This window comes from Paenibacillus sp. LPE1-1-1.1 (assembly GCF_040676435.1).
Classification (GTDB): domain Bacteria; phylum Bacillota; class Bacilli; order Paenibacillales; family Paenibacillaceae; genus Pristimantibacillus.
On the sequence record NZ_JBEGHY010000001.1, the window covers coordinates 1,824,768 to 1,849,167 of the forward strand.

Consider the following 24,400-nt stretch of genomic DNA (forward strand, 5'->3'; position numbering starts at 1 on the left):
ATCTCTCCTTCCTTTGTATGATTTGGATTTGGTTTAAAGGCCGCAAGGAAAAGATTCCGATCATCCCGGGGCCGGTACAGCCGTAATCGTATGCGTCCCGTTAATGACGATGCCGTGAATGACTTCGTCCATCCGGGCGGGATCCCATTCGGTCTTGATCCCGTTTTCTATTTTGATGATATGTAAATATAAACGATCAATATACAAAAGCGAACGGACAGCATGCAGAAGGGAATGCAGCACCGAAACATGCAGCGCTTCGCCGATATTCCAGCCGCTGCCGTCGACATTGCCGGAAACCGGATTCAAGAAAGCGTTAAGCTTGGCAGCGCAGGCCATCTCGAGCGGCAGCAGCTCGTCCACCGATTCAGATACAACCGTCGCATTCACCGATACTTCCAAATAAGCGGGTTCGATCACGCGTATGGCTCCGCCCACAGAAACCATATTGGAAGCCGTTCGCGAAAGCTCACGCTCCACTGCTTTGCGAAGCTCGGGAAACTGGGCCGCGTTCGCTATGCCGCCCGCCGGAAAAGCTACCACTGTCATCGAGCCCGGCGAACGTTCAAGCAGTCCGTTGCGGTTGCTTAGGCATTTGACCTTCGCAATTTGCGGATACGCCTCTCTTGCGATCCATTCCACATCCTTCGCCGTAACCGCGCGTCCGCGGTGCTTAAGCCGCTGCGGTCCCCTCGCGAGAACCTGTTCAACCCGTTCCGCGTCGCCACCGCCAATCGAAGGCGCTGGATTGCTCACGCTGCTCACGAAAGCAAACGGAAGCACCATCCCCGTTATTTGCCCGGCATCCACATGGCCGCTTGCGCCGGCTGTTGTTTTAAACCGAACGCGCACCGTCTCTGCCGTATCCGACGAAGGCAGCTTCCCTCTGACGCCGTCGCCAAATTGCAGCGTACCTCCGGCATGGTCAGGCAAATAATGCCGATCGATGGGACCGGATTCCGCAAGCGAAGCCACGGGCTGCCATCTCACCCAAAACCGTTGGTCATTGTTATCGCCGTCTCGTTGCAGCTTATAATAATCAGGCTGCGAATCGCTTAGCGTTGCTCGATCCATGGGCGTAACATGCTCCAATTCGTCCACCCATACCTCTTCCTCGATAAAAGCAGCGGGAGCCAGCTGCACGAACCCGTCCGAGGGTATCGTCAGCTCCTTTTCCTGGCTGACTTGCTGCCTGACGGAAACCGCATTTAGATATAAGCTTGCGGCAACCGGATTTCCAGGATAGGCGTCTCCAAGCGAGCTGTCACGATTGACAGCCCGGATCCAATAGCGTTCGCGCCCAAACAAACGAACCTTAGCCATTGTCGGCGGTCCTACCCACTGCAGCTCCCCGCTAACCGTAAACGCGTCCGTGCTGTCTGCCACCTTGAGAGGCTGCCATACTTGGCGGCCGGCTTCTTGGCACAGCGCCTCCCATTCTACCCATGGCGGCTGGCTGCGAACCGCAAATCTGCGTTCAAGCTCGATATGCAGCCGAATCGGGCCTTTTGCCGGAGCGGCATCAAATGAAGCGTACATGGCCGGATGGCTTGCCTGAATAGGCTCAAACAGCTTGAAGCACTGACCTCCCTGCTGAGCGGAGGAAGTGCGGTCCCGGTTGTCAATATTGCTTCTCGTATACACATGCTCCGGCATAAATAAGGATTGCGAGCCGTGTGCGTAGGAAAGCGAGGGCTTCCCAAGCCAAGGCGACATGTATTCAACCACGGGGGCAATAATCGGATCGGTTTGCAGCACGCGCGCCCTGATCCAATAATCGGATGCGCCGTTGACGAACGTTTGCGTCATATCCTCCGGACAATCGAAGGTAAGGGTGAAGCTTCGATCGCTTTGCTCCGGCAGCTCCGCAAACAACGTGCCAAATTGCTCGCTTCCCGGCAGCCTGGCCCAATTGCCTCCGTCCCAATATTCCCATTGCACGCTTCTGATGCATACGCGCGGAGGGTCCTTCTCATCGAAGTCAGAGGTCCGCATAACCATCTTCCACTTGACTTCAGGGTCCTGAGCCATACGCAGCCGGCTCGGTATCGCCTTCGCCGAAAAGGTCAGCTTGATTTTGCTTTCACGCTTGCTGAACGCTTCCTCGCAGGATAAATAGAATACCGAATAAGGGACAAAATGCTCCCCGAACGGAAAAAATCCATCGCTCAGCAGCTCCGTGTCATTAAAATACAAAGCGCCGGGCTGAATGCCTTCGTCATCGCCAGCCGCGTCATGCGCCGCTCGCAGCCTGATTTTGTCCATTTCCAAATGCTTCTTCAGAAGAGGGGAGGCCTTCCCCGGCAGCTGCTTCACGGTGCATCTGATCCACCGGCCGGTTACGCCCTCATGCTCTGTCAGCTCCAGCTTCCCTGCTTGTTTTTTATGTAAGATAACCATGTTTCCAGCAGCCGTTGCTGATTCAAATTTCACCCATTTCCCGTTGCAGGGATATGTCCATTCCACCCATTCCGAAGCAAGCGACGCGGCAAGCTCGGGCTCTGAATAACGTTTCTCGGTATGATGAACATTTAAATAAAAACGGCTGGGGCGATCCACGAGGAACAGATCGTCATGGCGAATAAAAAGCGTATGCTCCTGCTCATTCGCCTTCGAGCTTGTATCGAACAAGCTGACAGGCTCCGCTTGGCCGACTTTCAAGCGATCCCCGTAATCAAGCGCAGCCGTAGCGATATGATCCCGTTCCGGATGCACGTTGATCCATTCCATGAGCTTAGCGGGCGTTGCAAGCAGCGCTTTCTCCGTCTCAAAAACGAGCGGCTCGCCGCCCGACGGATGCGGCGCAGTCAATGCGATGCCGGCCGGCAAATAAACGGGATCAACCGTCCCTTCGCTAAGCTGGAACACCACCGAAGCCCGGGCTGGGCGAGGCGGCTGCAGCTTCACCTCTATCAGATCGAGAAAGGCTAGAAAATGATTAAGCGGCGCTTGATTGAGCCGATGAACCGTATCCTCCAGCATCTCGGCGGTCAAATAGGCAAGCCCCGTCCCCGCATCAGGCTCCTCCTGCGAGAAGCGCCATTCCGGCGTATAATGCGGCGCCATCTCCTTAAGCTGAGCCATAAAGGAGGATAACGTATTATGATTTATTTTCGGCGGACGGTTGTCACCGCCCTTTCTTCCCCCGCGCATCGTCACGTTTTTCGCTCCCGTTATTTCGTTCCTTCCTCCAAATAGAAAGGAAAGACCTGATTGAATAGATTGTTTGTCGATCTTACAGCATAAGAGACGCTCATCAGCACGCGGCCGTTATTATGCCGATCGGGCTTTACTTCAACCTCTACGTCCTTCACCCTTGGCTCCCATATCCGAATCGCTTCCTGCACATCGCTTGCGATGAGCCGCAGCGAGGTTTCATCCGTCGTGCCAAATACAAAATCCCTTAGGCCGCAGCCAAAGTCGGGACGCATCAGCCGCTCGCCTTTCGAGGTGCGAATAATGATCCGGATCGCTTCCTCGATATCCTCTTCGCCTTCCGCCATGCGAATGCGGCCGGTAGTCGCGTCGACCTGAACAGGAAACTTCCATCCTTTTCCCAAAAACGATGCCGGCATCGGCTGCTGCCCCCTCTAGCATTAATTGATTTTGACCATTGCGCCCTTTAGCGACAAAATGCCGGTAGCTTTGACTTCAAGCATGCCGTTTGATTGAAGCGTCAGCGATGCATCCGCCTCCACTTTCACCTGCGTGCCCTTTACGGTGACCGACTTTGTGCCCGTTACCTTGACATCGCCCTGCCCGTTCATCTCAATCGTCGAGGTTGTCCCGCACTTGATGGTCACCTTCTTGCCGGTCTCATCCAGCTTGATCGACTGCTGCTGATCCTGCGTTTCAACCGTAACGGTCTTTTCCTTATCCGCAAAGGTGATGTTATGGCCTTTGGATGTTTTTATCGTTATTGTGCCTGCGCTGTCCGTATCATCAAACGTGATTTCATGCCCGGTCTTCGTTTTGATTTTACGAACATCGTTTTTATCGTTCGGCGCCGGCGGCTTTTGTTTTTTGCTCCATAATGATCCGATAACGATCGGCTGGTCCAGCCGTCCCATTAAAAAGGCTACCAAAACCTCGTCGTTTACTTCCGGCAAAAAGAGAGAGCCCATGTCGTTTCCGCCCATTAAGGTAGCGACGCGAACCCAATCGGTCTGCAGCTCGCCCTCGCGCAGAGGAAACTTCACTTTTACGCGGCCGAGCTTGTCGGGGTCCTTGTTATCGGTTACGACGGCATTCCATACGCCGGATAGCTGCTCGGATTGCATCGAGCGTTGATGCTGGTCAAAAAATCCAGGATACATCGTGCTCATATCGCATTCCCCTCCGTCTCAAAATAAATCATGTAGCCGCTTGCTGCGTCAAGCCGATGCGTAACCTTCGTCAGCCGCAGGATCTGATCGAGCTTTTCGCTGCCAAGGCCCTCGATTTTAATTAATTCGCCCGGCTTAAACTCGGGAAAGCCGATAGAGGTGCCATGTCCGATAACAAGCTCGCGCGATATGCGGTCCAGCATCGATTTTGCGAGAGACTGCGCTTCGTCCTGCGATGCGGCCTGCGTGTAAACGACCTCCATCTTTTGCGTGGACAGCATGCTCGCTACGCTTGGTCCGCTCTTCGGGTTCCCGCCGATAATGGTGACAGAGCTTGCTACCGACTCTATCGCTTGCATCTTATCGACGTCGTAGCCGCGGACCTTGACTTGCGAGGTCTGGCTGGAAGCATCGACCGTTAACGTGAACTGCACGAGGTTTTTCCCGTATTTGAGCGCAATGAGCGGGTCGCCGGATGTCTTGGGCTTTTTAAAATAAAGCTTTGATGCCGTCACGTAGAAATGCCGGTCATTATCCATCGCGAGCGAGCGGATAAAATGATAGTCGCTGACCCCGATCTGCTCGATCGTTTTTTTCGTAACCGTCGTATCGTCCAGATCAACGGATAAACCGTAATTACCGGCAATTTGCCTTACGACATCGGTATCCTTCATTTGGTTCCATACCTTAGAGTGCGAGGTTTTCATTAAGAGAAAAGAGCGGTCCATTGCCGTTACGGTAATCGTCGGGCTGCCGTTCGACGGAAAATCGAGAGAATAGCCCGTAATAATCCCGTCAAAAACGAGCGATTTCTTATCCGCATAACCAAGCTTGATCTGCAGCTTCTTGCCCACCGCAATTGTCGATCCCACCCATTGCATGCGGGACTCGCTCCAAATGTAACCATTCGATACCGAAAATCGCGCGATGTCGGCCTGGGCATCCGTCGTTTGCTCCACGTCGACCCATTCAATGGCCATATCCAATAACCTGATTGACTGGCCTTCGATTAAAATATCGGTTTCGGGCGCGCTGAAGTCGCCGTATTTGGCTTCCAAATCCTCAAAGGAGTTTACAGGCACGTTATCACTCCAATCTCGGAATCGTTAAGCTTCTTCCGGACAGCAGCATGCGCGGGTTATCGATCCCGTTCGCTTCCGCGATATGCCGCCATGCACCCGGGTTTTCATATTCCTCGGCAGCGATCGACCAGAGCTGGTCGCCCTGCTTGACGGTTTTCTGCTTGGTACGGTCGGCCGATTGGCGCGGAATTTCTTGATACTGCTCCTTCATCGTTTGCGAGCTGAGCATAACGACCGTTAATGATGCCCGAACGGGAACCCCGGTCTCCAGGAACATCGTATATTTCTGCGAAATACTCGTGATTACGCCTTTAAAATCAAGGGAGCCCCAAATGAATTTACAGGTTGGCGGCGTATGAAGATCCGAATCCACATCGAGAATGCCAACGATTTTGGAGGTATGGGTACGTACGTCAATCCCTGCTTCATAGGTGTCAAAAAACAAATTAAGCGTCAGAGTCGTCCGGTCGCCGCTCGTGAATTGGGAGAGCGGGGTTTGCAGGCCCGCGATCTCCTTCTCCGAATATTGATTGCCGGACTCCATCTCGTAATCGGTCGGGTTAAAAAGCACATCTACCTTTTCGGTTTCTTTCGCCCGAAAAATCCAAAACTGCGCTTTGCTTAATGCCATTCGCCATTCCCTCCTCATCCGGCCATTCTAGTAGCCTCGTCTTCGCTGCTCCAGCTTCATCTTCCGCTCCAAAGCCTTATATACTTGATCCGCAATCGCTTCGGGACGAAGCTGCGGAATTTTCATGATCATTTTTTGCAGCTTCTCGGGATCCAGCTCCCGCGGCGCCTCTACCTTCACCTGCCGAGGCGGCTCCTGTACGGCAGCTTGCTTCGGCTTATGATGAGAGAGATCAGGCATCCCGCCTCGATCGGCGAACAGAAATGAGCCGCCGTCACCCGATGATTGGTTTGGGGCTCCGCCGATCCCGCTGCGGCTGCCGGCGGCCGCTGCATAGCTTAGCCGGGCCTGCCCGTTCGCCGCTCCGGCTGTCTGAGCGGCGCTGCCTGGACCGGCATCCCCTGCATGCACGACTGTCGTCAAGCCTTGCATTGCCGTCAAATATTGTACCCGCGCAGCTGCAGCGCTTCTCGCGCTTGCCGAACGCCGCTGAATCGACTGGAACAGCCGGCTGCCTGCCTGCATGCCTCTGCTTGAGAAAGCGGCTGGTTGAGCTTTCTGGACCAGCCGATTCAAGCCCGCTGCTTTTGAGCTGCTGACGCTGGATGGCTGCGCTGCGGTACGCTCGGAAAAGCCGCCTTCCAGGCTTGCTTCCGCAGCACCAGCGAAAACATTCCTCTGCACGCTTAGAGCAGGATAAGCCCGCATGGATGCGGATGATATGGCTGCTGCCGTGGCAGCTCCTTGCTGCTCCAAGCGCTTAAACTGCCTAGTCGCTGCTTCGCCTGCCGCTGCCGCGGATCGTTTTAATGCTTTGGAGCCGGTCTCCAAGCTGTCGCTTTTCCTTGCTTTTCCTCGCATGGATCGCTGGACTAAGCCTGCAGAGGCAGCCCGGTTCAAAGCAGCCAAAGACTGTCTTTGAACCGCTGCCGCTTTTGCCTTTAGAAGCTGAGATGGAACCGGCGGTTCAGCCCGTCCGTCTGCTGCTTGCACAGTGTCTGCACCGTTCAGAGCCGTTCTGACAATGAGCGGCTCAGTCCGAGCGTCCTCCCTCTGAACCAAGACTGCCTTTGCAGCCTGAATCGGCTCGCTCGTAACATCGTTTGGCAATGCTGGTGCTTGCTTAAATGGGTCAGCTTGGTTGCCGGCTTCGGGAATGCTCCGTTCTGCCGGAACGATTTTGGACTGTACGAATTCAGGACTCTGACGTCCGGTTTTTCTCCGGGCATGATAGCTGGCTGGACCAAAACCATTACTTGCCGTTTCGTTCTTCCGAGCAGCTAAGGCTGTCTCTGCCCGTTTAGAATGGGGCATTCCATTTCCCGTTAAGCCGCTCGTCTCTGGCCGCTTATGAGAGAGCTTTAGCGCGCCTCGCAAAAGCGTTGTTTTCTTGCCGCTTTCCCTGGCGAGCAATTGCCCGCGTACCGCAAGCTGCCGTTCCGCTTCAGGAGCCGTTTTCACTCCCGTTTGCATGTTAGCTTGCGACTTCGTAAACGGCTTGGCTTCCGCTACTGCTTTAGTTGATGCTTTAGTCGGTGCTTTAGTCGGTGCTTTAGTCGATGCTTTAGTTGGTGCTTTAGCAGCCGATTTCGCAGCGGCCGCGCCGGAATGGCCCGGCCCCTTCTCTGGTCTGGGCATCTCCGAAGCTGCTGTCTTTCTATGTACGATAGCTTTGCGGCCGCGATATGCCGTATTCTCACCAGCATTTTTGCTCGAGAGGCCGGATAATTGCCGGATTTCCGATGCTGCCGTACGGTTTAAGCTGTCTGCCGCTGATTGCAGATTAAGCTGCGATAGGCGAGGCTCAGCAATCTGCTGCGAGAGCCTTTCCTCATAGCGGCGCAGGATCAGCTGCGCCGGTTTTGCGGCAAAGCGGATGTTGCCGGCTTTCAAATAAGCGGTTACCGCTGCTTCGGGCATTTTATTTTTTAGTTGCCCCTGCTGCTTCGCTTGATCCTTCGGCACATTTGCAGCTTTAGATGACGAATTGCTATTGTTGCCAGAATTGGTCTGCTGCCTGCTTGCCGGAAATCCGTCAGCGGTTGCAGTGACCTTTGATGGTTTATCTGCAGGCAAAACCGAATTTGTTCCGCCAGGCCTGCTTGGAACTGCTGTATGTGAATGATCGCTTGCAATGGACTGCTCCGCTTGCCCGCGCTGTGTTCGATGAATGAAGCGCTTGGCTGAAATCGCCATGCTGCTCGTGCCCGCATCATGCTTGGCTTTATCTGCCAAAGACTGCGGCTCGCGCTGCAGCGTCAACAGCTGAAGCCTAATCCGGTTATGGTCCGCTACCGAACCCGTGATTACCCAATTGCCGGACTGGCGCGCGATGCTCGTTTCAAACGGTTTAATGCTTGAACGTGCGGCTTTTGTTGCCGAGTGAGAGGCTGCTGCTCCCTCACGAAGCTCATTTCCTTGCACGGAAGCCTTCTCCGTTGCTTCAACCTGTTCATCTTCTTGCTTATGATCCCTGCGATGCTCTAATCCTTGCCTTCTATTGACGCTTGCTCGAGCCGCGTTCTTATCCGCTTCCCGCCTTACGGCCTCGGCCCGCTTCGCCGCCTCGCGCTGCTCCAAACCCGCAGCCGCGGCGCTTCGCTCCGCTTCCTGCCTCACGGCTTCGGCCCGCTTCGCTGCCTCGCGCTGCTCCAAACCCGCGCTCGCGGCGCTTCGCTCCGCTTCCTGCCTCACTGCCTCGGCCCGCTTCGCCGCCTCGCGCTGCTCCAAACCCGCAGCCGCGGCGCTTCGCTCCGCTTCCTGCCTCACTGCTTCGGCCCGCTTCGCCGCCTCGCGCTGCTCCAAACCCGCAGTCGCGGCGCTTCGCTCCGCTTCCTGCCTCACTGCTTCGGCCCGCTTCGCCGCCTCGCGCTGCTCCAAACCCGCAGTCGCGGCGCTTCGCTCCGCTTCCTGCCTTACTGCCTCGGCCGGCTGTTCCTGCCGATTCGCAGCACGCCTTGCATTCGTAAGCCGCAGCGCCGAGTTTCGGGAAGCCGAACCTTTGCCGGTGGCTGGCAAAAGCTGTACCCGTTCCTTCGCCAGAGGTTTTCTAAGCTCCTCCAGACGGCGAATCGATTGTATGACAATGCCCGGCTGAAGCCTCGCTTGCAGCCATTTATAATAATCCGCTTGCAGCTCTGCCTTCCATGCTTTGATCGGCATGCCGGCTGTTTGCGGTATCGTTCCCTGCCATAATTCACGTTTCACCTTTGCCGGGCTGCTATCGCCCTGCAGAGGTTTTTCCGAATTCCCCTTGCTGCTGTTAATCTTGTCACGCTGCACTATAATGCGCTCTGTCGATTTTCCTGATGTCTGCTTATTGCTGTTTTGACCGTTCTCGTTACGGTGCTTCTGGCTGCTAACGGTATTCTTTTCCGCTTGCTTGTTTATGCTCTGAACAGCCTTTTTCAACTGCTTATTGCTTATATCAACGGATTTCTCCGCCTGCTGTTTGCTGCTTTGGACCGTTTTATTCAACTGTTTGGCGCTGCTCTGTACTTTAGCCTCCAGTAGCTTGGTGCTGGTCAAGCTTCGTTTCCCCTTGCCCGTACCGTCACTGGCGGCAGGCTGCGTCATTGCTATTTCTCTTATTGTTCTTTGTTCCTTTATGACATGCGTCACGTCACGGAACACGATTTTTTCACGCTCTACCGTCACTCGCTCGCGTTCGATCATCTGTTCGGTCCTGCGCTCCGAGCTTGGCAAAGCTTTCTTTTTGCTGCTCTGCTTTGGCTCCGCGGGCTTTGGCGCCAACACTTGGATATGTAAGGTTTGCTGCGTAATGCTGGGTTGGCTTTTTAACACATGCGACATGGCAGCCCGCTCAAACTTATTGCGTCCCGCGCTAGTTTTATATTTATTTAAGATGCCTCCGGCAAACGGCTGAACCGACGTCGATTGTTGTGTCACAGCTTTTCCCGTACGGTCCGCTATACGTTTCATCCGATGCATCCTCCTATTCGAATTCAAATGAAATACGCGCCGCATCCATCAAATGGAATAATTGCTTTTTAATTGCGCGCAAAACTAAGTTTAAAAAAACTCCATCCTAAACCTCTATGCCTCACGCCTGAAAATCGCCATACAAGCCGCTATGGATAATTTCAATCGTTTCAACGGCTACGTCGCTCGTACTGGCATTAAGCTGCGGGCCCGTCCATTTTACCGGATAGGCGTCAAAAAAGCTCCAGCGTCCAAACTCCGTTCCGTCTGCGGATTGCAGCACAATCGCGCCGGTCTTGCGGTCAATCGTTCCATCGATGGTGCTTTCATACCAGCTCCAAAGCGCCGGTGATTTGGTCATGCCTTTACGCAATACGAGATTCGGAAACCGAACGCCCTTAGGCAGCTTATGAACGTAACCGTTCACTCCGCCTTCGCGGTATTCCTCAATTTCCGTCTCCGCCTCCAGCCCCGATACCTCGGAGAAGCCTGCCACGAAGATGTCGTCGAGCTCTACCCAAAATTTGAACGTTGTCGCTACATCGTGAAAGCGACCTTTCTCTTGCCCCTTCATGACTGCCATAGCACAGCGTCACCTCTTTCCAAAAACGTCGAAAATGTTTTTCTTGCCGCTGCTATCCGTCGTATCATCATTCATCTTGCGGTTGATTTTAGAGATTTCATCGCACCATCGGCGGCGCTCGGCATGCTCCATGTTCATGATATCGTCATGCGACCAATGGAAATAATAAGCGACGAAGCCCACCTCCTCGTACAGCCGGTCAACCGGGTAACCTAAGAGAGAGCTTCCGTTAAGGACAAAAAATCGACAGCCACCTCGAACTCGTGATCGCATTTCGGACAAGCGGTAAGCACCTTAGGCGCTTCTAAATCGTTAATTTGGCGATACAAATTTTGCAGGTAAGCAAGATCGGCCGTGAACATTTTCTCGATCAGCTTCGTATCGATATGCCTCACGTCGCCCAGCCTCGTAACGACTCTCGCCATCAAAATAACCGTCAGATAGCTCGGATTGGACTGAACCCTCGGGTCCTTCATCGGTAAAATCTCGTCTGCTGCCGTTGCGAGCCGCATGACTCCGCGACGGTGCAAATTGCCTTGATCATCCACGTAGCCGCGGGGTAATTCAAATTCGTATTCCGTTTGAAATGCCATTGCTGCATCACTCCAATCATTTCCTGTGGCTTCTACTTTTAAAAATGAGGAAAACAAGAGAGGAGCGTACGATTCCTCGCCCGCCGCCATCCCTTGTTCGCCAAAAAACAAGCTTTGCTGCTCTGTCTTACGCGGTGCGCGTCAAGCCTTCATGCGCGAATTCAATCAGCTCAAGCGCAACCTCATTGCCGGTACCGTTAAAGGTAGGCGCGGTATATTTTACCGGCCAAGCTTCGATAACCTGCCATGTAGCCACGTCTTCGCCTTCTTCATCAAGCGCGATAATCGTAATGGTTTTACGCTCAATCGTGCCTTCTGCGCATTCTTGAAGCCATTCGTAAAGCTCCATGGATTCCGTCGTGCCCCATTTCAACGAGATGTTGCCGTATTTAATCAAGCCTGGAAGCTTGCGGGGCGTAATAACCTCATTGCCCTCGCGGTACTCGACGACATCAAAGGTTGCCTCGAAACCGGAAACCTCGCTAAATCCTGCTTGCTCAAGACCTTCTACTTCTACACGAAATCTAAAATTGCGATATGGATCAATACGATCTCCTGGCATGTGGATCCCCTTCCGTTATTCGATATGGAAGCTAATTATTATTCCGAGCCTGTCTTCTGGGTGATGCGGAACACGACAAATTCAGCTGGTTTCACCGGCGCTACGCCGATTACGCAAACCAATCGTCCGTTATCGATGTCGTCCTGCGTCATCGTGGAACGTCCGATTTCAATATAAAAAGCTTCTGACGGGCTTGTACCCGACAAAGCGCCGTCACGCCATACGCGTGTCAAGAAAGCATCGATCGTACGCTGTACGCGGGCCCATAGCTGCTCGGTATTCGGTTCGAATACGACCCAGCTTGAACCGTTTTTGATGGAGCCCTCGATGAAAATAAACAAACGGCGCACGTTGATGTATTTCCATAGCGAATTGGACGAGCATGTACGTGCACCCCATACGCGGATGCCTTGGCCGGTAAACGCGCGGATCAGGTTGACGCCCGCAGGGTTAAGAATATCCTGCTCGCCGTTGTTGTATTGCACATCCAGGCCGACTACGCCGCGAAGCGTTTCGTTTGCCGGAGCTTTTTGCACGCCGCGCGTTGTATCCGAACGGGAGTAAACCCCTGCGATCGTACCGGACGGCGGTACGAAAATGTTGCGTTTGTCGAGCGGATCGAACACTTGCAGCCACGGATTGTACAATGCGCAGTAGCTCGAATCAAATAGATCGCGATGAGCGAGTACATCCTGAACTTTCGTCGCCTCGCGTGGAAGATCGAGAATCGCGAAGCGGCTTCCCAAAATTTCGCAATGCGCAACGAGCGACAGCTGGACGTTCGGGTCAGTTACCCCCGGAATCGCCATAATGCTGACAACATCGTTATCGATAAATGATTGAATACCCGTTCTTTTGCCTGGACCGAAGTCTTCGCCGATAAAATCGGCAGCCGATAGGCTTGCTGCCGTACCGTCGCTTCCGCCCGAGAGCAAAATTTCAAATGCGGCCGTCTCGGAGCCTGCAATTTGCTCAAGCGGAGCAACGCTGGCATCCGATACCTTCAGCACTTGCACCTCAACGATATTAGAACGCGAGATCAGCTTCTCTACATAGTTCGGCGCCTCTGGGTTAAGCGATGCCTTCTCGTAGGTTTCCGACTCTGTGCCGTAAAGCACGTTCAGAGTAAACTCCGATGTGCTAAGTACTTTGGTTGGAACAAGCGCAGTATCAACAACGTCGCCTTTAAGCGCATCCGCAAGCTCAATGACTTGATCATGCACGGATACGATTCGGTTGTATTGCTTCTCCGTTCCGTTTGTGAAGACAACGACATCGCCAGCATAGAAGCCTGCTGCGTTTTTCACGCGGTAACGATTGCCCTCGCTTGCTTCAAAAATCGGTGTTTTGGCTTTGCTTGCAGGCACGATAACCGCACGGACCTGATTTCCCCAAGCGCCCGGGTTCTTAGCGGCGATAGAGAGAACAGCATCCTTTTGCGCTTCGTTAGAAGCGGTTTTTGCATCCGACGGCGCTACCCGGGTAATATAGCAGCGGGAGCCTCCGTTCGTGAAAAACTGGTTAACGGCATAAGCAAGAAAACGGTATGAGCCGAAAGCATTTTCGGATAAATAGGAACCGTATACGCGTCCAAAATCTGCCGGGCTCGTAATAAGCTGCGGCAATCCTTCGACTGGTCCGCGAGCAGCAAGACCGATAAAGCCCGCTGTGCTTGTACTAACACCCTCCAGCGGTTTGGCGCCGCTCTCGAATTCCTCCACATAGACGCCTGGCGATAAATACTCAGCCATGTGTGATCTCCTCTCTGAATCTATTTATGTATTAGGTAACGGCAGGCGCACTTCTCCTGTGTCAACCCCAAGACCAAATGGAATGCGGCAGTATTCCTAATCCTCTTAATCTACTAAAGGATTAAGGCCTGCGCGGTTATTACTTCTCCGGCTCGCGCTGTCAGCTCGGCCGCAGCGCTGCCTCGCTCGGTTTCTGCGAATGCTTTAACCGTAAAGGTGCGCGGCAGCGTCCCGCGAAACGGCAGGATGACATTGCCGTTATGCGCGCTGCGCGTTTGTACCGCTGGCAGCAGCGATGCGCCCCTGCGGTAGCTTTCTTTCACCGGCTGCTCGAACCTGAGCGCGCCCCCGGGCAATACCTCGGCAACGCGGACAAGCTCTTCGTTCCCTTGTCCGCGAAGCAGCAGGCTCTCACCGGCAGCCGTCTGTCCTTGCAATAGGCCGATGGTAACCATTTCTGCTCCCGCAAGGAGTGAATCCTGGGCAACACGGGCTCTTGCTGCGGCATCCTCGCAGGCATACGCCCATACTTTGGCGCCGGCGCAGGGAGCCCCTGCCGCATCGCATAATGGAAATGCAAGCGCTGTCGAAGCCGCGGGATAAGCATAGCCGGGTCCAGGCAGAAGCGGTACGGTGACAACCGGATTTAATTTTTTTAGCGAAGCTGTTTCAATGTTTTGTTTAAAGGGTATAAACGTAGATGAGGAAACTGTGAGCGTATAGCTCCCTGGCGAAAGATCTAGGAACAAATAAGTTCCATCAGGTTTGCGAATAGGCTTCTTATGGACGCCTTCGAGTGAAACTGTCAGCGCAGAGGGCGCTGGAAGCCTTCTTGTCCAAACGTCGATAGGCGATACGACAAGCGAGCAGCGTGTAATGCTAACGGACCGAAGCCGTGACAAATCAGCCACCGCCCTTTTCCTCAAGCACGATATGGCGCTCGACGACACGGGAAACAGCCTTCACCCGATTCGAATCCAGCATGACAGGACCCACGCGGTAGACAACAGAGAGCTTGTACGGCAAATCGCCGAACTGCCAAAGCTTCATCAGCTCTTCGCCCTCCATGCTCATTAAAGTCAGTCTAATGGCGCTTCCGCTCTCCGCGAGCGTGCCCTCCAGATAGGGGCCGCTCAGAACGGCGTTATCGTACAGCACCTGCATCGCACGACCTAATATGCGATGCTCATCTAACGACTTAGTCAATCGATCCGCATTGGAATGCGCTGTCATCATAAAATAAAAATCCAGCGCCTGCGGCGGGTATTGAAGTACGCCTCCACGATCCACCATGCCGGTTCGACGCGCTTCGCCATTTTCCTTAACGTTGAATAGAAACAAGGAAAGCGCTAGATCGCCTGCATCACGGGGCGAAGCCATGCCGATCAGGTCAGGGCGAGGCACAGGGTCAGGCGTAAGATGATCGCGTAGCAAGCGCAGCAAGCTGGCTCCCAAATCCGCAATTACCGTATATCCTCCCATTGGCCTATCACTCCCTAAAAAAACATAATGATATCTATATTTGTATACGAAATCTATTATAGCTTCTCTATTACCAATTGACTATGCAAAATTACTCAATTTTTGTCAATTTCGCACGTATTGTAGAACTTTTATGATTTGATGCCCGCACACTATGAAAATCTGCCGATTAGAGATTTGTTAATTGTATGGCTCAAAGGACTCCTTGACGACAATTTTCCCCATTTTATGAAGTTCCTGCCTTGTTGCCCGCACCATATGACGCATGCTGATCGGCGATTGCTCTGCCGCCGCCATAAAGGCTGCCGACAAGACGATATTTTTGATATGCCCGCCCGACGCGTCAACGCGCGCCGCAAGAAACGGCAAATCCAGATCCGGATCAAGCGGTGCTTCTTTGGGCAGCAGCGAACGGAATATTTGCTCGCGCTGCGCCGCATCCGGAAACGGGAATTTCACGATAACCTGCATTCTGCGCAAAAAAGCTTCATCCATATTTTGGAGCAAGTTCGTCGCAAGGATAGAAACGCCGTCGAAGGTCTCGATCCGCTGGAGCAAATAGGCCGCTTCCATATTAGCGAACCGGTCATTCGAATCCTTAACTTCCGTCCGTTTGCCGAACAAGGAATCTCCTTCATCGAAAAACAGGATCGCGCCGCTGTTCTCCGCTTCCGCAAACAGCTCGCGCAAATTTTTCTCCGTCTCGCCGATATACTTGCTTACGACGCGGGAGAGATCAATGCGGTATAGCTCAAGTCCTAGTTCTCCGGCAACGACCTCCGCAGCCATCGTCTTGCCCGTGCCGGGAGGACCCGCAAACAGCATGCTTAAGCCGCGCCCGTAAGGGAGCTTCTGGCCAAATCCCCATCGGTTAAACACGGTTTCGCTGTATTTATGCCTGCTGCAGGCATCCTTCAGCAGCTCAAGCGGCTCATCCGGAAGAATAAGATTATCCCACTGTCGAACCAGCTTCTGCTTCTCCGCAAGCTCCGATAGCCGATGCTGAACCTGCGTTCTGGAGGCGGATGCGTAATCGTCAAGCGTAGGTATCGCTTGCTTTCTCCGGGCAGAAAGCCGCTCCGCCTGCAGACTCATTCCCGCAATTTGTCCGGCCGTAAAGGCATACTTGTCGGCGAGGCGCTTCAGCAGCTCCTGATCCGCGTCTTCGTTGCTGCAGCGCTGCCAGAGCTGCAAACGCGTCTCGGCATCCGGAATGTGAACCGCTTGATTGATCAGCGCCGCGAAAGCAGGTACCGGAAGCTGCGATGAACGTCTTTCCAGCCGCGTCAGCCAGAGGATGACAGGAAGCCGCGATACCTCGGAATAGGAAGCGAGCGCTGCGCGAATCGCCTCCAGCCGGATCGGCCAGCCCTCTGCCGCCGCAGCCTCGCCTGCGCCTTCATCCACGCAGAGCGCCGCATCTGACAGCAGCGCTTCCCGCACCACATGCCGCAGCTGCTCCGCCATGGCCTCCGCGTCCCGCGCAAGCTTGTCCAGCTTAACCAGCAGCAGCGGTTGTTCCAATGCTTGGGCCAACAGCCTGGCATGCAGCTTTTTGCCGGAGCCCGAGGGCCCGCTGAGCTGAATAAACGGCAACGTCCGGTTCGAAATCCGCTCATCCGAGGCCTGTTTTACGTTACGATTCCGCTCCAGCTGCACGGCCTGCCGTAAGCCGTCTTGCAGCTCCTCGCCAAATGCCAGCATCGGTGCAGGATCCTGCACGCCAAAGAAAATGCAAATATCGGCAATTCTCGAATCAAGCTTCTCGGTTTCCAGCAGAAAGGAAATGATACGGGAATCCATGCGCAGCGGCTGTTTGAGCGAGCTCCTCTCCGCGGCGGCTGCCCCTTTATCCGTACGAAGCACGAATCTGCTTAAAGTGGAATAACCCGCGAGCAGCCGCCTTGCGTGATCGGTATCCTGCTCGCGGTCCGCGAGCAATCTCAGCGCAAGCTCGGCCGTAGGCACCCGCAGCGTGACATCGTCATTTAAATAGCCGAACCAGCTCTCGTAACGGGTATCCAGCTCGGATGCCAGGCATAACAGTACACAGCGTTTCTCCCAATTGCTCAGCTGCAGGCTCCATGACAAATAAGCGAACGGGAGCCATCTCCCTTCGCTTATGCTGTCACTGACGTTCTGCGCAAATGCCTGCTCTGCCTCCATGCGAAAGCCTCTAAACGAGGCAAGCGCATCCTCTTCCTCATGCGGCTCGCTTTCCTGGAGGGAGCGTTCTATATCCGCCGGACTAACGATCAGACCGCGCATCGACATCGGAGTCTGGCCGTCCATCTCCTTGCTTTCAAAGTCGGCGATCAGCATGCGCATTCCCCGCTCCAGCACGGCGAGCTCGTCACGTAAATATTCTAATCCTGTTTCATATAATCGCATGATCGTTCACCCTTATCGAAGTGCATTGCGCTTATCGGCGCATTAGGCATAATACCGCAATATCATCGGATTGCGGCGCGCCGTCCGCGAACATAAAAACGTCCATCAGCAGCGCATCAATAATTTCCGCACTGGAATAGCCGGAGGTTTGCGACAAAAACTGCTGCAGGCGGTTGGTAGAGTACTGCTCTTGAGACGCATTTTCAGCCTCGGTAATGCCATCCGTATAGAGTACGAACCGGTCCCCGCGTTCCAGCTCAATCGTCTGGTCCCTGTACGTGAATTCCGGGAAGGAGCCCAGCGGAATGCCCTTAGGCAGCTTAATCGGCAGTACGGTTCCGTCTTCTTTAACAATGTAAGGCGTGCAATGTCCGCCATCGCTCAGCACAACCTCGCCGGTTACGATGTTCAGCACGCCGCATACGATCGTTGCGAACAGCTGCGCATTGTCCGTACACAGCTCATCGTTCACCTTCTCCAGCAGCTCGCCAGGCGATAGATCCGAATTCATTTTCCCTTTGATGAGCGACAGCGTCATCGCCATGAACAGCGCCGCAGGTATTCCTTTGTCGGATACGTCTCCGAGCGTAAAGAAAAGATGGTTGTCGTCGATTTTGAAAAAGTTATAAAAATCGCCGCCGACTTCCTTCGCCGACTTCAAGAGCGCGCACACGTCAAACGGCTCATTCGCCGATGGCATCGTCGTCGGCAGAAAGCTGAGCTGAATGCTTCCGGCAATTTGGAGCTCATTTTCCAAACGGTCCTTAAGCTGCGTTGCGATCTGGAGCTCATTGACCGATTCCTCCAGCGCCTCATAAAGCCTTGCGTTATCGAGCGCGAGCGCAAGCGGGCCCGCATACTTCGCCAGCGTTTCAAGATCGTGTTCTTTGAACGGCACCCTGCCGTTCTTCGCCGTCGCTTCCAGCACGCCTACCCTGCGTCCCCTGGCTACCATCGGCACGGTAACCGTTCCGCCGACGATGCTGCCTTTGCTCGCCCGTTCATTGAAATTCAAATCCTTTTCCCCCGGAAGATCGGGTTCATAGGCAAAACCAACGGCTGCCTCATCGGCGAATATGAGCTGCCTCGCTGCCTCGCTTACCGAGTCAAGCAGCTCGGGCTTATGAAGGGACGAGTGGACCTTCGTGCTTAAGTCGAACAGCATTTCCGCGCGCTTTAACTTAGCGGCAAGGCGGCGGTTGAGAACAAGCAGATATGCCGCAGCGCATAGGGCCGCAGCACCGATAACTAAATAGAGTCCTGACAAGATCGGTACCGCCTTTCTAGCTTCTGCCCAAAAATCATTATGCGCCGGCTCCTATTTTCTCGAGCGCCTCTTCGCGCGTTGCCGCCATCTCCAATATCGTCGTAAAGCCTGACATTTCGAATACGTCATAGACCTGCTCGCCAAGGCAAGCGCATACCATCCGTCCCTTGGAGGCTCTCAGCTTTTTGGCCGCTACCAGAATAACGCGGAGTCCCGCGCTGCTTATGTATTGCAGGTTCGTAAAATCAAAAATAAATTGCTGCTTGCCTTCCGCGAAAAGCTTCAAGAAGGCTTGCTCCGCAACAGTGGCATTGTTGCCGTCCAGCCTGCCTTCTAATGGAATGACCGTGACTCCGTTCAGCTCGGTTGCTTCTATATTCATTTATTATTTCCTCCCGCTTGCTCTCGATCGTCGTTTTTGTCCTTGAAACCTAATTGCTTCCACATGCGAAAGCGGTTAAGCCCGCCCGCATATTCGTAATGAATGTCATCCATTAGCCGTTTCACAAAAAAAATACCCAATCCCCCGATGGGACGGTCCTCCAGCTCAAGCTCCAGCAATGCCAGCGGGTCCGCTTCCTGCAAAGGGTTGAAGGGTACGCCTCCGTCTTCTATTCTCACTTCTACGCTGCTCGGAGAGGCTTGGATCATGACGTCAATATGATGCTCTCCCCCTGACGGAAAGCCATAATTCACGATGTTGACGACAAGCTCCTCACATGCCAGGGACAGGTCGAGAACCGTACGCTCCGGCCAGCCGACTTCGGCGCCGATTGCTTCAAGTCCTTCGTTTAGTCGCTGAAGCTCATCCATCCGATTGCATAGCTTAATTTCGCGATCGATGGGAAATTGCCAATCGTTCGACATTCACTACCCCCCCATTTGCAACTGGCCTATCCGCTCTTAAGCCAATTCAGGCTATTCGATACGAATCTAGTAGTTCTACGAAACTTGCGGGAATCCTGCTAATGCTGTCGAAATGATTTCACGGCACTTTCGACATAAATCCGCTTTATTCGACCATACCCTGTTCAAAGGCGTATCTTGTCAATTGAACCCGATTGTCCAGATGCAGCTTTTGCAAAATGTTTTTGAGATGATTTTTGACGGTGTGCTCAGACAAGCCCAGCTCGCCTGCAATCTCGCGGTTCGAAGCGCCCGTCGCCACTCGCTCGAGCACCTCTTTTTCCCGTTCCGTAAGCGGAGTGGTTATCATCTCGGCATCTTTATCCAATCTCTGCGGCTTGCTCGCAAGCCTCTTTGCTTCTTTTGGTTTGTTTGCCGAAAACTCTTGAAGCAGCCGGAAAGCAAGTTCCTTCGACATCGGCGCTTCATCCAAAGAAATGGCCCGCAAATATTCGAGCCATGCGGATGGAGCCAGATTTTTTAGAAGATAGCCCTGCGCCCCGCGCTTTATCGCCTCAAACAAATTCGTAATCTCATCCGATACCGTAACCATTACTATCTTCAAAGAAGGCATAAGAAGCTTGAGCTGCTGCGTCGCCTCTAGGCCGCCCATACCGGGCATATTGATATCCATCAACACCAAATCCGGCTTCATGTCTTCTATGACGGCTATTGCTTCCTCGCCGCTTGCCGCTTCTCCGATTACTGTAAAAGAGTCGTCACTCATCACGATATCTCGCATGCCTTCACGTCCGTGAGGATGGTCGTCTACCAAAAAAACACGTACCTGAACCGCTGTTTCGCTCATTTTGACCCGCTCCTGCCGCTGATTTCTATCGTCGTGCCTTGAGGCTTTCTCTGCTGAACCGTTACGCTCCAGCCCAATGCCTCTGCCCGTTCCTGCATCATTTTCACGCCGTATTTTCCTTTTTCAAAAAGCTTCTCCGGCGCTGCCCCGATACCGTCATCGACGATAAGACAGCGGAAGAGGCTTTGCTTTACCTCCGGGTTGAACTCGCTTTCGCAACGAATGTGGATATGCTCCGCTTTAGCATGCTTCTGGACATTCATCAGCGCTTCGCGCATAATCGCCAGCAGCTCGACCTTCTGTTTAGGCGTGAACAAGCCATCCTGTACCTCCCATTCGACCTTTGTGCGAATGCCGCAGGTTTGAGCCATTTCCTCCGTTAAATGATGGATGCTCTGCATCCACGACATATCCGCTCGAAGAGGCGCATCATGCAAATTGGCAATCGACTGCCTGACATCATCATAGACATGCCGGACTGTCTTTCTAATTTGATCCGTCGTTAGCTGCGCATCGGCCGCCGTTTTTGCCCGTTCCAGCTTGTCCAGCTTAACCGAAAGCATAAAGAGCGACTGCGATATCCCGTCATGGAGCTCGCGCGCAAGCTGCTCGCGCTCCTCAAAAGCTGCTTTCACAATCCGTTCACGCTGCAGCGTTTCTTGCATGTTCTCCAATTTCGCAAATAATGCCCGCAGCAGCGTAAGCGTAATGGCGAAGACAAATACTGGCGCCAATAAATTGCCGAGATCCATCGATATGAAAGGAAGAAGGAGCGTATGGCGCAAATATTCCCATAGACCAATCGCAACGGTCGGAATCCATAAAATCAGCCATTTTAACCATTTATACGACATGGTCCTTCCTCCTCCCCCGTTAATCATTGCGGAATGAAATCGTCTGTCTGGATTCCGTATCGGACTTGTCCTTTATAATGAGATCTGCTTCCCATGCCCCCCGCGTTGGCAGATCAACCTTGCTTGATTCATAATCGGTTTCGGTAAAGCCGGGAAAGGCATTGTAATCCTCGCTGTTGTCGCTTTGGAGAGGAACTTCAATGGGTTTTTGCTTCGGATGATCGGGGGAGCGAAGCAGAAGCCGCACGGAAGCCGGCGCGCCAAGCTGCTCCGGCAGCCATATCTTTAACGCAATCCGGTTTGGACCCGGTCCATTTGGCGTAATATTTATCGTGTAATGGAGCGATTCGCCCATTTTGTGATAGTAAAACGGCTCCGTGTCCGGAACCGGGCTCACATAGGTGAAGATACTCACCAAGACCAGCACCATAGCCATCATCAGCCCGTCCCATTTCAAGAGCTTGCCGCTTGGCAGCTTTTGCCGCTTGGCACGCATGCGCAGCAGGAAGCCGGCGCATGCAATCAGCAGCACCAATACGGCTTTCGCCATAAGCATGTTGCCCCAGCCCGTATAAATCAAATACCGCCACGAAGGCAGCAGCAGCACCGTCATCAAGGTACCGCTTGCCGTCAGCAGCAGAATAGTCAGCCATGCGGCTCGCGTAAACCGCTCCGCAAATCTTCCGGCCTCCTTGCGGTCTGCCCGCCAGAATAGCAAAAGCAGAAGCAGGCCGCCTGCCCATAGGGCAGAGCATACGATATGTACGAAATCGAGCACGATCGCCAGCGTATTGTTTGGAAGGGCATTGACATGGCCGTTGAAGCTTTCAGCGGCTGCGAGCAGCAATGCCCAAATGATTTTGATAGAATCATCCCTACGCAGGATGGCAAAGCCTAGCAGCGAAAGCACGATGAGAGCAAGCCATGATTGCCCGGTTGCAGTCTCCGTTAAGATACGGAGCCATTCATTCGGGCTGCTGTCCTCATATCCCTTCAACAGCTGGCTGATATGGACGAACACGAAAAGAAGAACAGCAAGCAGCAGCCCTCTTAATGAAAAGATCCCCCATTTATCGATAAGCTTACGCTGGATGTGATTCGATTCCCCGGGAATCGCAATCGACCAAAGCATGATGCCGGCAGCAAGCATAAACGCAAAATAATAAATCGCTCTAACGGTAAAAAACAACGCCTGCTGAACGGTAATCCCTTCATCGGCGTCCGCGTCCGCATTCGCATCGGTCGAATGCGGATGGCCTACCTGCTCGTGCGGGTCGAAGGATACCGCATCGTTCCCGGTCAGCGGCTCCGCAAATGCCTGCGCCGGCATGATCCAAAGCAATCCGGCAATCAAAAGCACGATAGCGAGCATGTAGATTGCCGTCTCGTTTTTACGGCTAACTGAAGTTCGTTTTTCCATGCATGTCTGAATAGTACCCAACTGATGTCACTTCCCTTTATGTCATTCTGCTTCAGTGTACTCGACCGCTGCCAAAAGAACAATTGCCGGAAAGTATGCCGGATATCCGGATCTTTCCTAACAAGCGTATAGATGAAGGAATTCAGGTTCATTCTACAAGTAAAACAAATACAAAAGGATGTGAACCTTGTGATGGACAAGGATTATCGAATTGCCGAGCTTGGCGGCCAAAGCGATGCGCTGGATGCCATACGTAAGCTCGAGCAGCAATTGACCGACGCCTACGGGACGGATGTGGCGCTCATTGCGTACTCGGCAGACCACGAAGATGAATCGAAGTAAACTTGCGGCTGAATGATAAATAGAGGCACGGTCCCTCCCTGCGCTTGCCAGGCATCGGACCGATGCCTTTATTTATTTGCCGTGCCTATTTTGTGCGCGTAAAAATCCGGCCAATAATCCTCTTCCACGCTGGGACTGCCCCTGTCCGATTCCCATACGTAGACCCAGCCGGAGACCTTCCGGTCCGCGGCGTCACGAACCCAAATCCGCTCATAGTCATTTAATTCTTCTGCACCGTAAAATTCCTCCAGCCTATCCATCGCGGCAAGTCCCTCTCTATCGACGGTGATCCATAGACCGCGTATAATACTATTGCGACCGAAGGCGATTTCGTCCCGCACGGCTGCCGGATAAGCGCCGCAATCCACGAGCCTGCCGGATATCCGGCCCGGCTTTGAGGATGCAGCATAGGCTGAAACGACCTCATGGTTGCTTTGGCCGGGCAGCAGCGAACCGTATATAAAAACGTTAATTAGAGGTATTGCTCTCATCTCCTTCCTTATCCATTCATTCACCCTATTACATCCTGCTTGCTTGGAGGTGCTTAATATCATGGTAATCCAGCAGCCTTACGGCGTATACGGCTACCGTTTTCAGGACTCGCCCGCGCTTCCGATCTATCAGCTGTTTGCCACGGGTTATCAAGAAGTAACGGATGCCGATTATTATTGGGACGGCATGAAACGCATTGACGGACCGCTCTATTTGTTCCAATACACCGTATCCGGCTTTGGGCAATTCAGGCTTGGGAAAGAAACGTACGACATTCATTCCGGAACCGCCTTTTTGGCTGAAATTCCCGGAGACCATCACTATTGCCTGCCCCGTTTAAGCGACCACTGGTCCTTTTATTTTGTATTATTCCGCCAGCAGCATTTGCAAAATCTTTGGGCTGAGCTGCTGCAAGCCGTTGGCGTCACGCCAAGCTTCGATTCCTCGAGCGCAGTCATCCACACACTGAAGGCACTATATACAGAAGCAAGAGGTAACCGAATACAGAACAGCTATCAAGCATCGGCGCTTATTTACCGCTTGATCATGGAGCTGCTCCAATCGAGTACGCTTCAGCAGCAAGAAAAAGCGAACTGGCCGCAGCAAATCAAGCAGGCAGCCGCCTATATGGAGGCGGAATACCATCGACTGCAAAGCCTGGATGACGTCGCATTCGCTGCAGGGCTTTCAAAGTATTATTTTACGCGAATGTTCACCAAGACGACAGGCATCTCGCCAATGGATTACGTCACGAAGCTGCGGATCGAGAAGGCGGTTCATCTGCTCCGAAGCAGCAGCCTGTCCGTCGAGGACATCGCCTATGCCGTAGGCTACTCCAGCGGCAGCTACTTCAGCAAAGTATTTCGCAGCCGCGTCGGCTTTCCTCCGGCTGATTTCCGCTTGGCGAAAGAGCTTCCGTCCATTGACCGTCTACAGTTCGATTAGAGAGCAATATTTTACATGTTAACG

At 53.4% G+C, this 24,400-nt stretch carries 23 protein-coding genes; 2 read left to right on the top strand and 21 right to left on the bottom strand.

What is annotated here, in order from left to right; genetic code table 11:
- Nucleotides 1–60 precede the first annotated feature (60 nt).
- The 20 genes from MRBLPE1_RS07925 to MRBLPE1_RS08020 all read right to left on the bottom strand — a co-directional run bounded on the left by MRBLPE1_RS07925 (nucleotide 61) and on the right by MRBLPE1_RS08020 (nucleotide 22,618).
- Entirely contained in the window at nucleotides 61–3,153 is a 3,093-nt protein-coding gene (locus MRBLPE1_RS07925) for a baseplate J/gp47 family protein (protein ID WP_364144554.1), read from the bottom strand.
- 20 nt (nucleotides 3,154–3,173) lie between these two features.
- The gene (locus MRBLPE1_RS07930; protein WP_364143723.1) at nucleotides 3,174–3,575 is read right to left on the bottom strand and encodes a GPW/gp25 family protein; all 402 of its coding nucleotides are present in this window, start codon (nucleotides 3,573–3,575) and stop codon (nucleotides 3,174–3,176) included.
- A 21-nt stretch (nucleotides 3,576–3,596) separates the two neighbouring features.
- The gene (locus MRBLPE1_RS07935; RefSeq protein WP_364143726.1) at nucleotides 3,597–4,325 is read right to left on the bottom strand and encodes a phage baseplate assembly protein V; all 729 of its coding nucleotides are present in this window, start codon (nucleotides 4,323–4,325) and stop codon (nucleotides 3,597–3,599) included.
- Complete coding sequence (locus tag MRBLPE1_RS07940) at nucleotides 4,322–5,407, bottom strand: phage late control D family protein (RefSeq protein WP_364143729.1); 1,086 nt, start codon at nucleotides 5,405–5,407, stop codon at nucleotides 4,322–4,324. The genes MRBLPE1_RS07935 and MRBLPE1_RS07940 overlap by 4 nt, the downstream gene beginning before the upstream one ends.
- A gap of 4 nt (nucleotides 5,408–5,411) precedes the next feature.
- Nucleotides 5,412–6,038: a CIS tube protein gene (locus MRBLPE1_RS07945; RefSeq protein ID WP_364143732.1), complete on the bottom strand. Its 627-nt coding sequence runs from the start codon at nucleotides 6,036–6,038 to the stop codon at nucleotides 5,412–5,414.
- Between the two features lie 27 nt (nucleotides 6,039–6,065).
- Nucleotides 6,066–9,980: a hypothetical protein gene (locus MRBLPE1_RS07950; RefSeq protein ID WP_364143734.1), complete on the bottom strand. Its 3,915-nt coding sequence runs from the start codon at nucleotides 9,978–9,980 to the stop codon at nucleotides 6,066–6,068.
- A 121-nt stretch (nucleotides 9,981–10,101) separates the two neighbouring features.
- On the bottom strand, nucleotides 10,102–10,563 hold the full coding sequence (locus MRBLPE1_RS07955; protein WP_364143736.1) for a phage tail protein: 462 nt from the start codon (nucleotides 10,561–10,563) through the stop codon (nucleotides 10,102–10,104).
- Nucleotides 10,564–10,572: 9 nt separating this feature from the next.
- On the bottom strand, nucleotides 10,573–10,836 hold the full coding sequence (locus MRBLPE1_RS07960; protein WP_414698857.1) for a DUF6760 family protein: 264 nt from the start codon (nucleotides 10,834–10,836) through the stop codon (nucleotides 10,573–10,575).
- Nucleotides 10,776–11,156, bottom strand: a complete 381-nt coding sequence (locus MRBLPE1_RS07965; protein WP_364143738.1) for a phage tail assembly protein — start codon at nucleotides 11,154–11,156, stop codon at nucleotides 10,776–10,778. Before MRBLPE1_RS07965 ends, MRBLPE1_RS07960 begins: the two co-directional genes overlap by 61 nt.
- A 127-nt stretch (nucleotides 11,157–11,283) precedes the next feature.
- Nucleotides 11,284–11,718 carry a phage tail protein gene (locus MRBLPE1_RS07970; protein ID WP_065386021.1) on the bottom strand — a complete coding sequence of 145 codons (435 nt, stop codon included), beginning with the start codon at nucleotides 11,716–11,718 and terminating at the stop codon, nucleotides 11,284–11,286.
- Nucleotides 11,719–11,756: 38 nt separating this feature from the next.
- Nucleotides 11,757–13,469: a phage tail sheath family protein gene (locus MRBLPE1_RS07975; RefSeq protein ID WP_364143742.1), complete on the bottom strand. Its 1,713-nt coding sequence runs from the start codon at nucleotides 13,467–13,469 to the stop codon at nucleotides 11,757–11,759.
- Nucleotides 13,470–13,582: 113 nt separating this feature from the next.
- Nucleotides 13,583–14,371, bottom strand: a complete 789-nt coding sequence (locus tag MRBLPE1_RS07980; RefSeq protein ID WP_364143745.1) for a hypothetical protein — start codon at nucleotides 14,369–14,371, stop codon at nucleotides 13,583–13,585.
- A gap of 1 nt (nucleotide 14,372) precedes the next feature.
- On the bottom strand, nucleotides 14,373–14,951 hold the full coding sequence (locus MRBLPE1_RS07985) for a DUF4255 domain-containing protein (RefSeq protein WP_364143747.1): 579 nt from the start codon (nucleotides 14,949–14,951) through the stop codon (nucleotides 14,373–14,375).
- Between the two features lie 180 nt (nucleotides 14,952–15,131).
- The gene (locus MRBLPE1_RS07990; RefSeq protein WP_364143749.1) at nucleotides 15,132–17,342 is read right to left on the bottom strand and encodes an AAA family ATPase; all 2,211 of its coding nucleotides are present in this window, start codon (nucleotides 17,340–17,342) and stop codon (nucleotides 15,132–15,134) included.
- Between the two features lie 31 nt (nucleotides 17,343–17,373).
- Nucleotides 17,374–18,609, bottom strand: a complete 1,236-nt coding sequence (locus tag MRBLPE1_RS07995; RefSeq protein ID WP_364143752.1) for a PP2C family protein-serine/threonine phosphatase — start codon at nucleotides 18,607–18,609, stop codon at nucleotides 17,374–17,376.
- Between the two features lie 37 nt (nucleotides 18,610–18,646).
- Complete coding sequence (locus MRBLPE1_RS08000) at nucleotides 18,647–18,991, bottom strand: STAS domain-containing protein (RefSeq protein ID WP_364143755.1); 345 nt, start codon at nucleotides 18,989–18,991, stop codon at nucleotides 18,647–18,649.
- Nucleotides 18,988–19,476: an ATP-binding protein gene (locus MRBLPE1_RS08005; RefSeq protein WP_364143758.1), complete on the bottom strand. Its 489-nt coding sequence runs from the start codon at nucleotides 19,474–19,476 to the stop codon at nucleotides 18,988–18,990. The genes MRBLPE1_RS08000 and MRBLPE1_RS08005 overlap by 4 nt, the downstream gene beginning before the upstream one ends.
- A gap of 145 nt (nucleotides 19,477–19,621) precedes the next feature.
- Nucleotides 19,622–20,323 (bottom strand): response regulator transcription factor, encoded by a 702-nt coding sequence (locus tag MRBLPE1_RS08010; RefSeq protein ID WP_364143759.1) that lies wholly within the window; start codon nucleotides 20,321–20,323, stop codon nucleotides 19,622–19,624.
- Entirely contained in the window at nucleotides 20,320–21,177 is an 858-nt protein-coding gene (locus MRBLPE1_RS08015) for a sensor histidine kinase (RefSeq protein ID WP_364143760.1), read from the bottom strand. The genes MRBLPE1_RS08010 and MRBLPE1_RS08015 overlap by 4 nt, the downstream gene beginning before the upstream one ends.
- Nucleotides 21,178–21,196: 19 nt before the next feature.
- Complete coding sequence (locus MRBLPE1_RS08020; protein WP_364143762.1) at nucleotides 21,197–22,618, bottom strand: copper resistance D family protein; 1,422 nt, start codon at nucleotides 22,616–22,618, stop codon at nucleotides 21,197–21,199.
- A gap of 168 nt (nucleotides 22,619–22,786) precedes the next feature.
- Between MRBLPE1_RS08020 and MRBLPE1_RS08025 the strand changes: the two genes are divergently transcribed.
- A complete protein-coding gene (locus MRBLPE1_RS08025) occupies nucleotides 22,787–22,939 on the top strand; it encodes a hypothetical protein (protein WP_364143765.1) in 153 nt (50 codons plus the stop codon).
- A gap of 68 nt (nucleotides 22,940–23,007) precedes the next feature.
- Here the strand turns inward: MRBLPE1_RS08025 and MRBLPE1_RS08030 are convergent, their stop codons facing one another.
- Complete coding sequence (locus tag MRBLPE1_RS08030; RefSeq protein WP_364143768.1) at nucleotides 23,008–23,454, bottom strand: gamma-glutamylcyclotransferase family protein; 447 nt, start codon at nucleotides 23,452–23,454, stop codon at nucleotides 23,008–23,010.
- Nucleotides 23,455–23,491: 37 nt separating this feature from the next.
- Here MRBLPE1_RS08030 and MRBLPE1_RS08035 point away from each other — a divergent pair, with 37 nt between their 5' ends.
- A complete protein-coding gene (locus MRBLPE1_RS08035; RefSeq protein ID WP_364143770.1) occupies nucleotides 23,492–24,376 on the top strand; it encodes an AraC family transcriptional regulator in 885 nt (294 codons plus the stop codon).
- The last annotated feature ends 24 nt before the right edge of the window (nucleotides 24,377–24,400 follow it).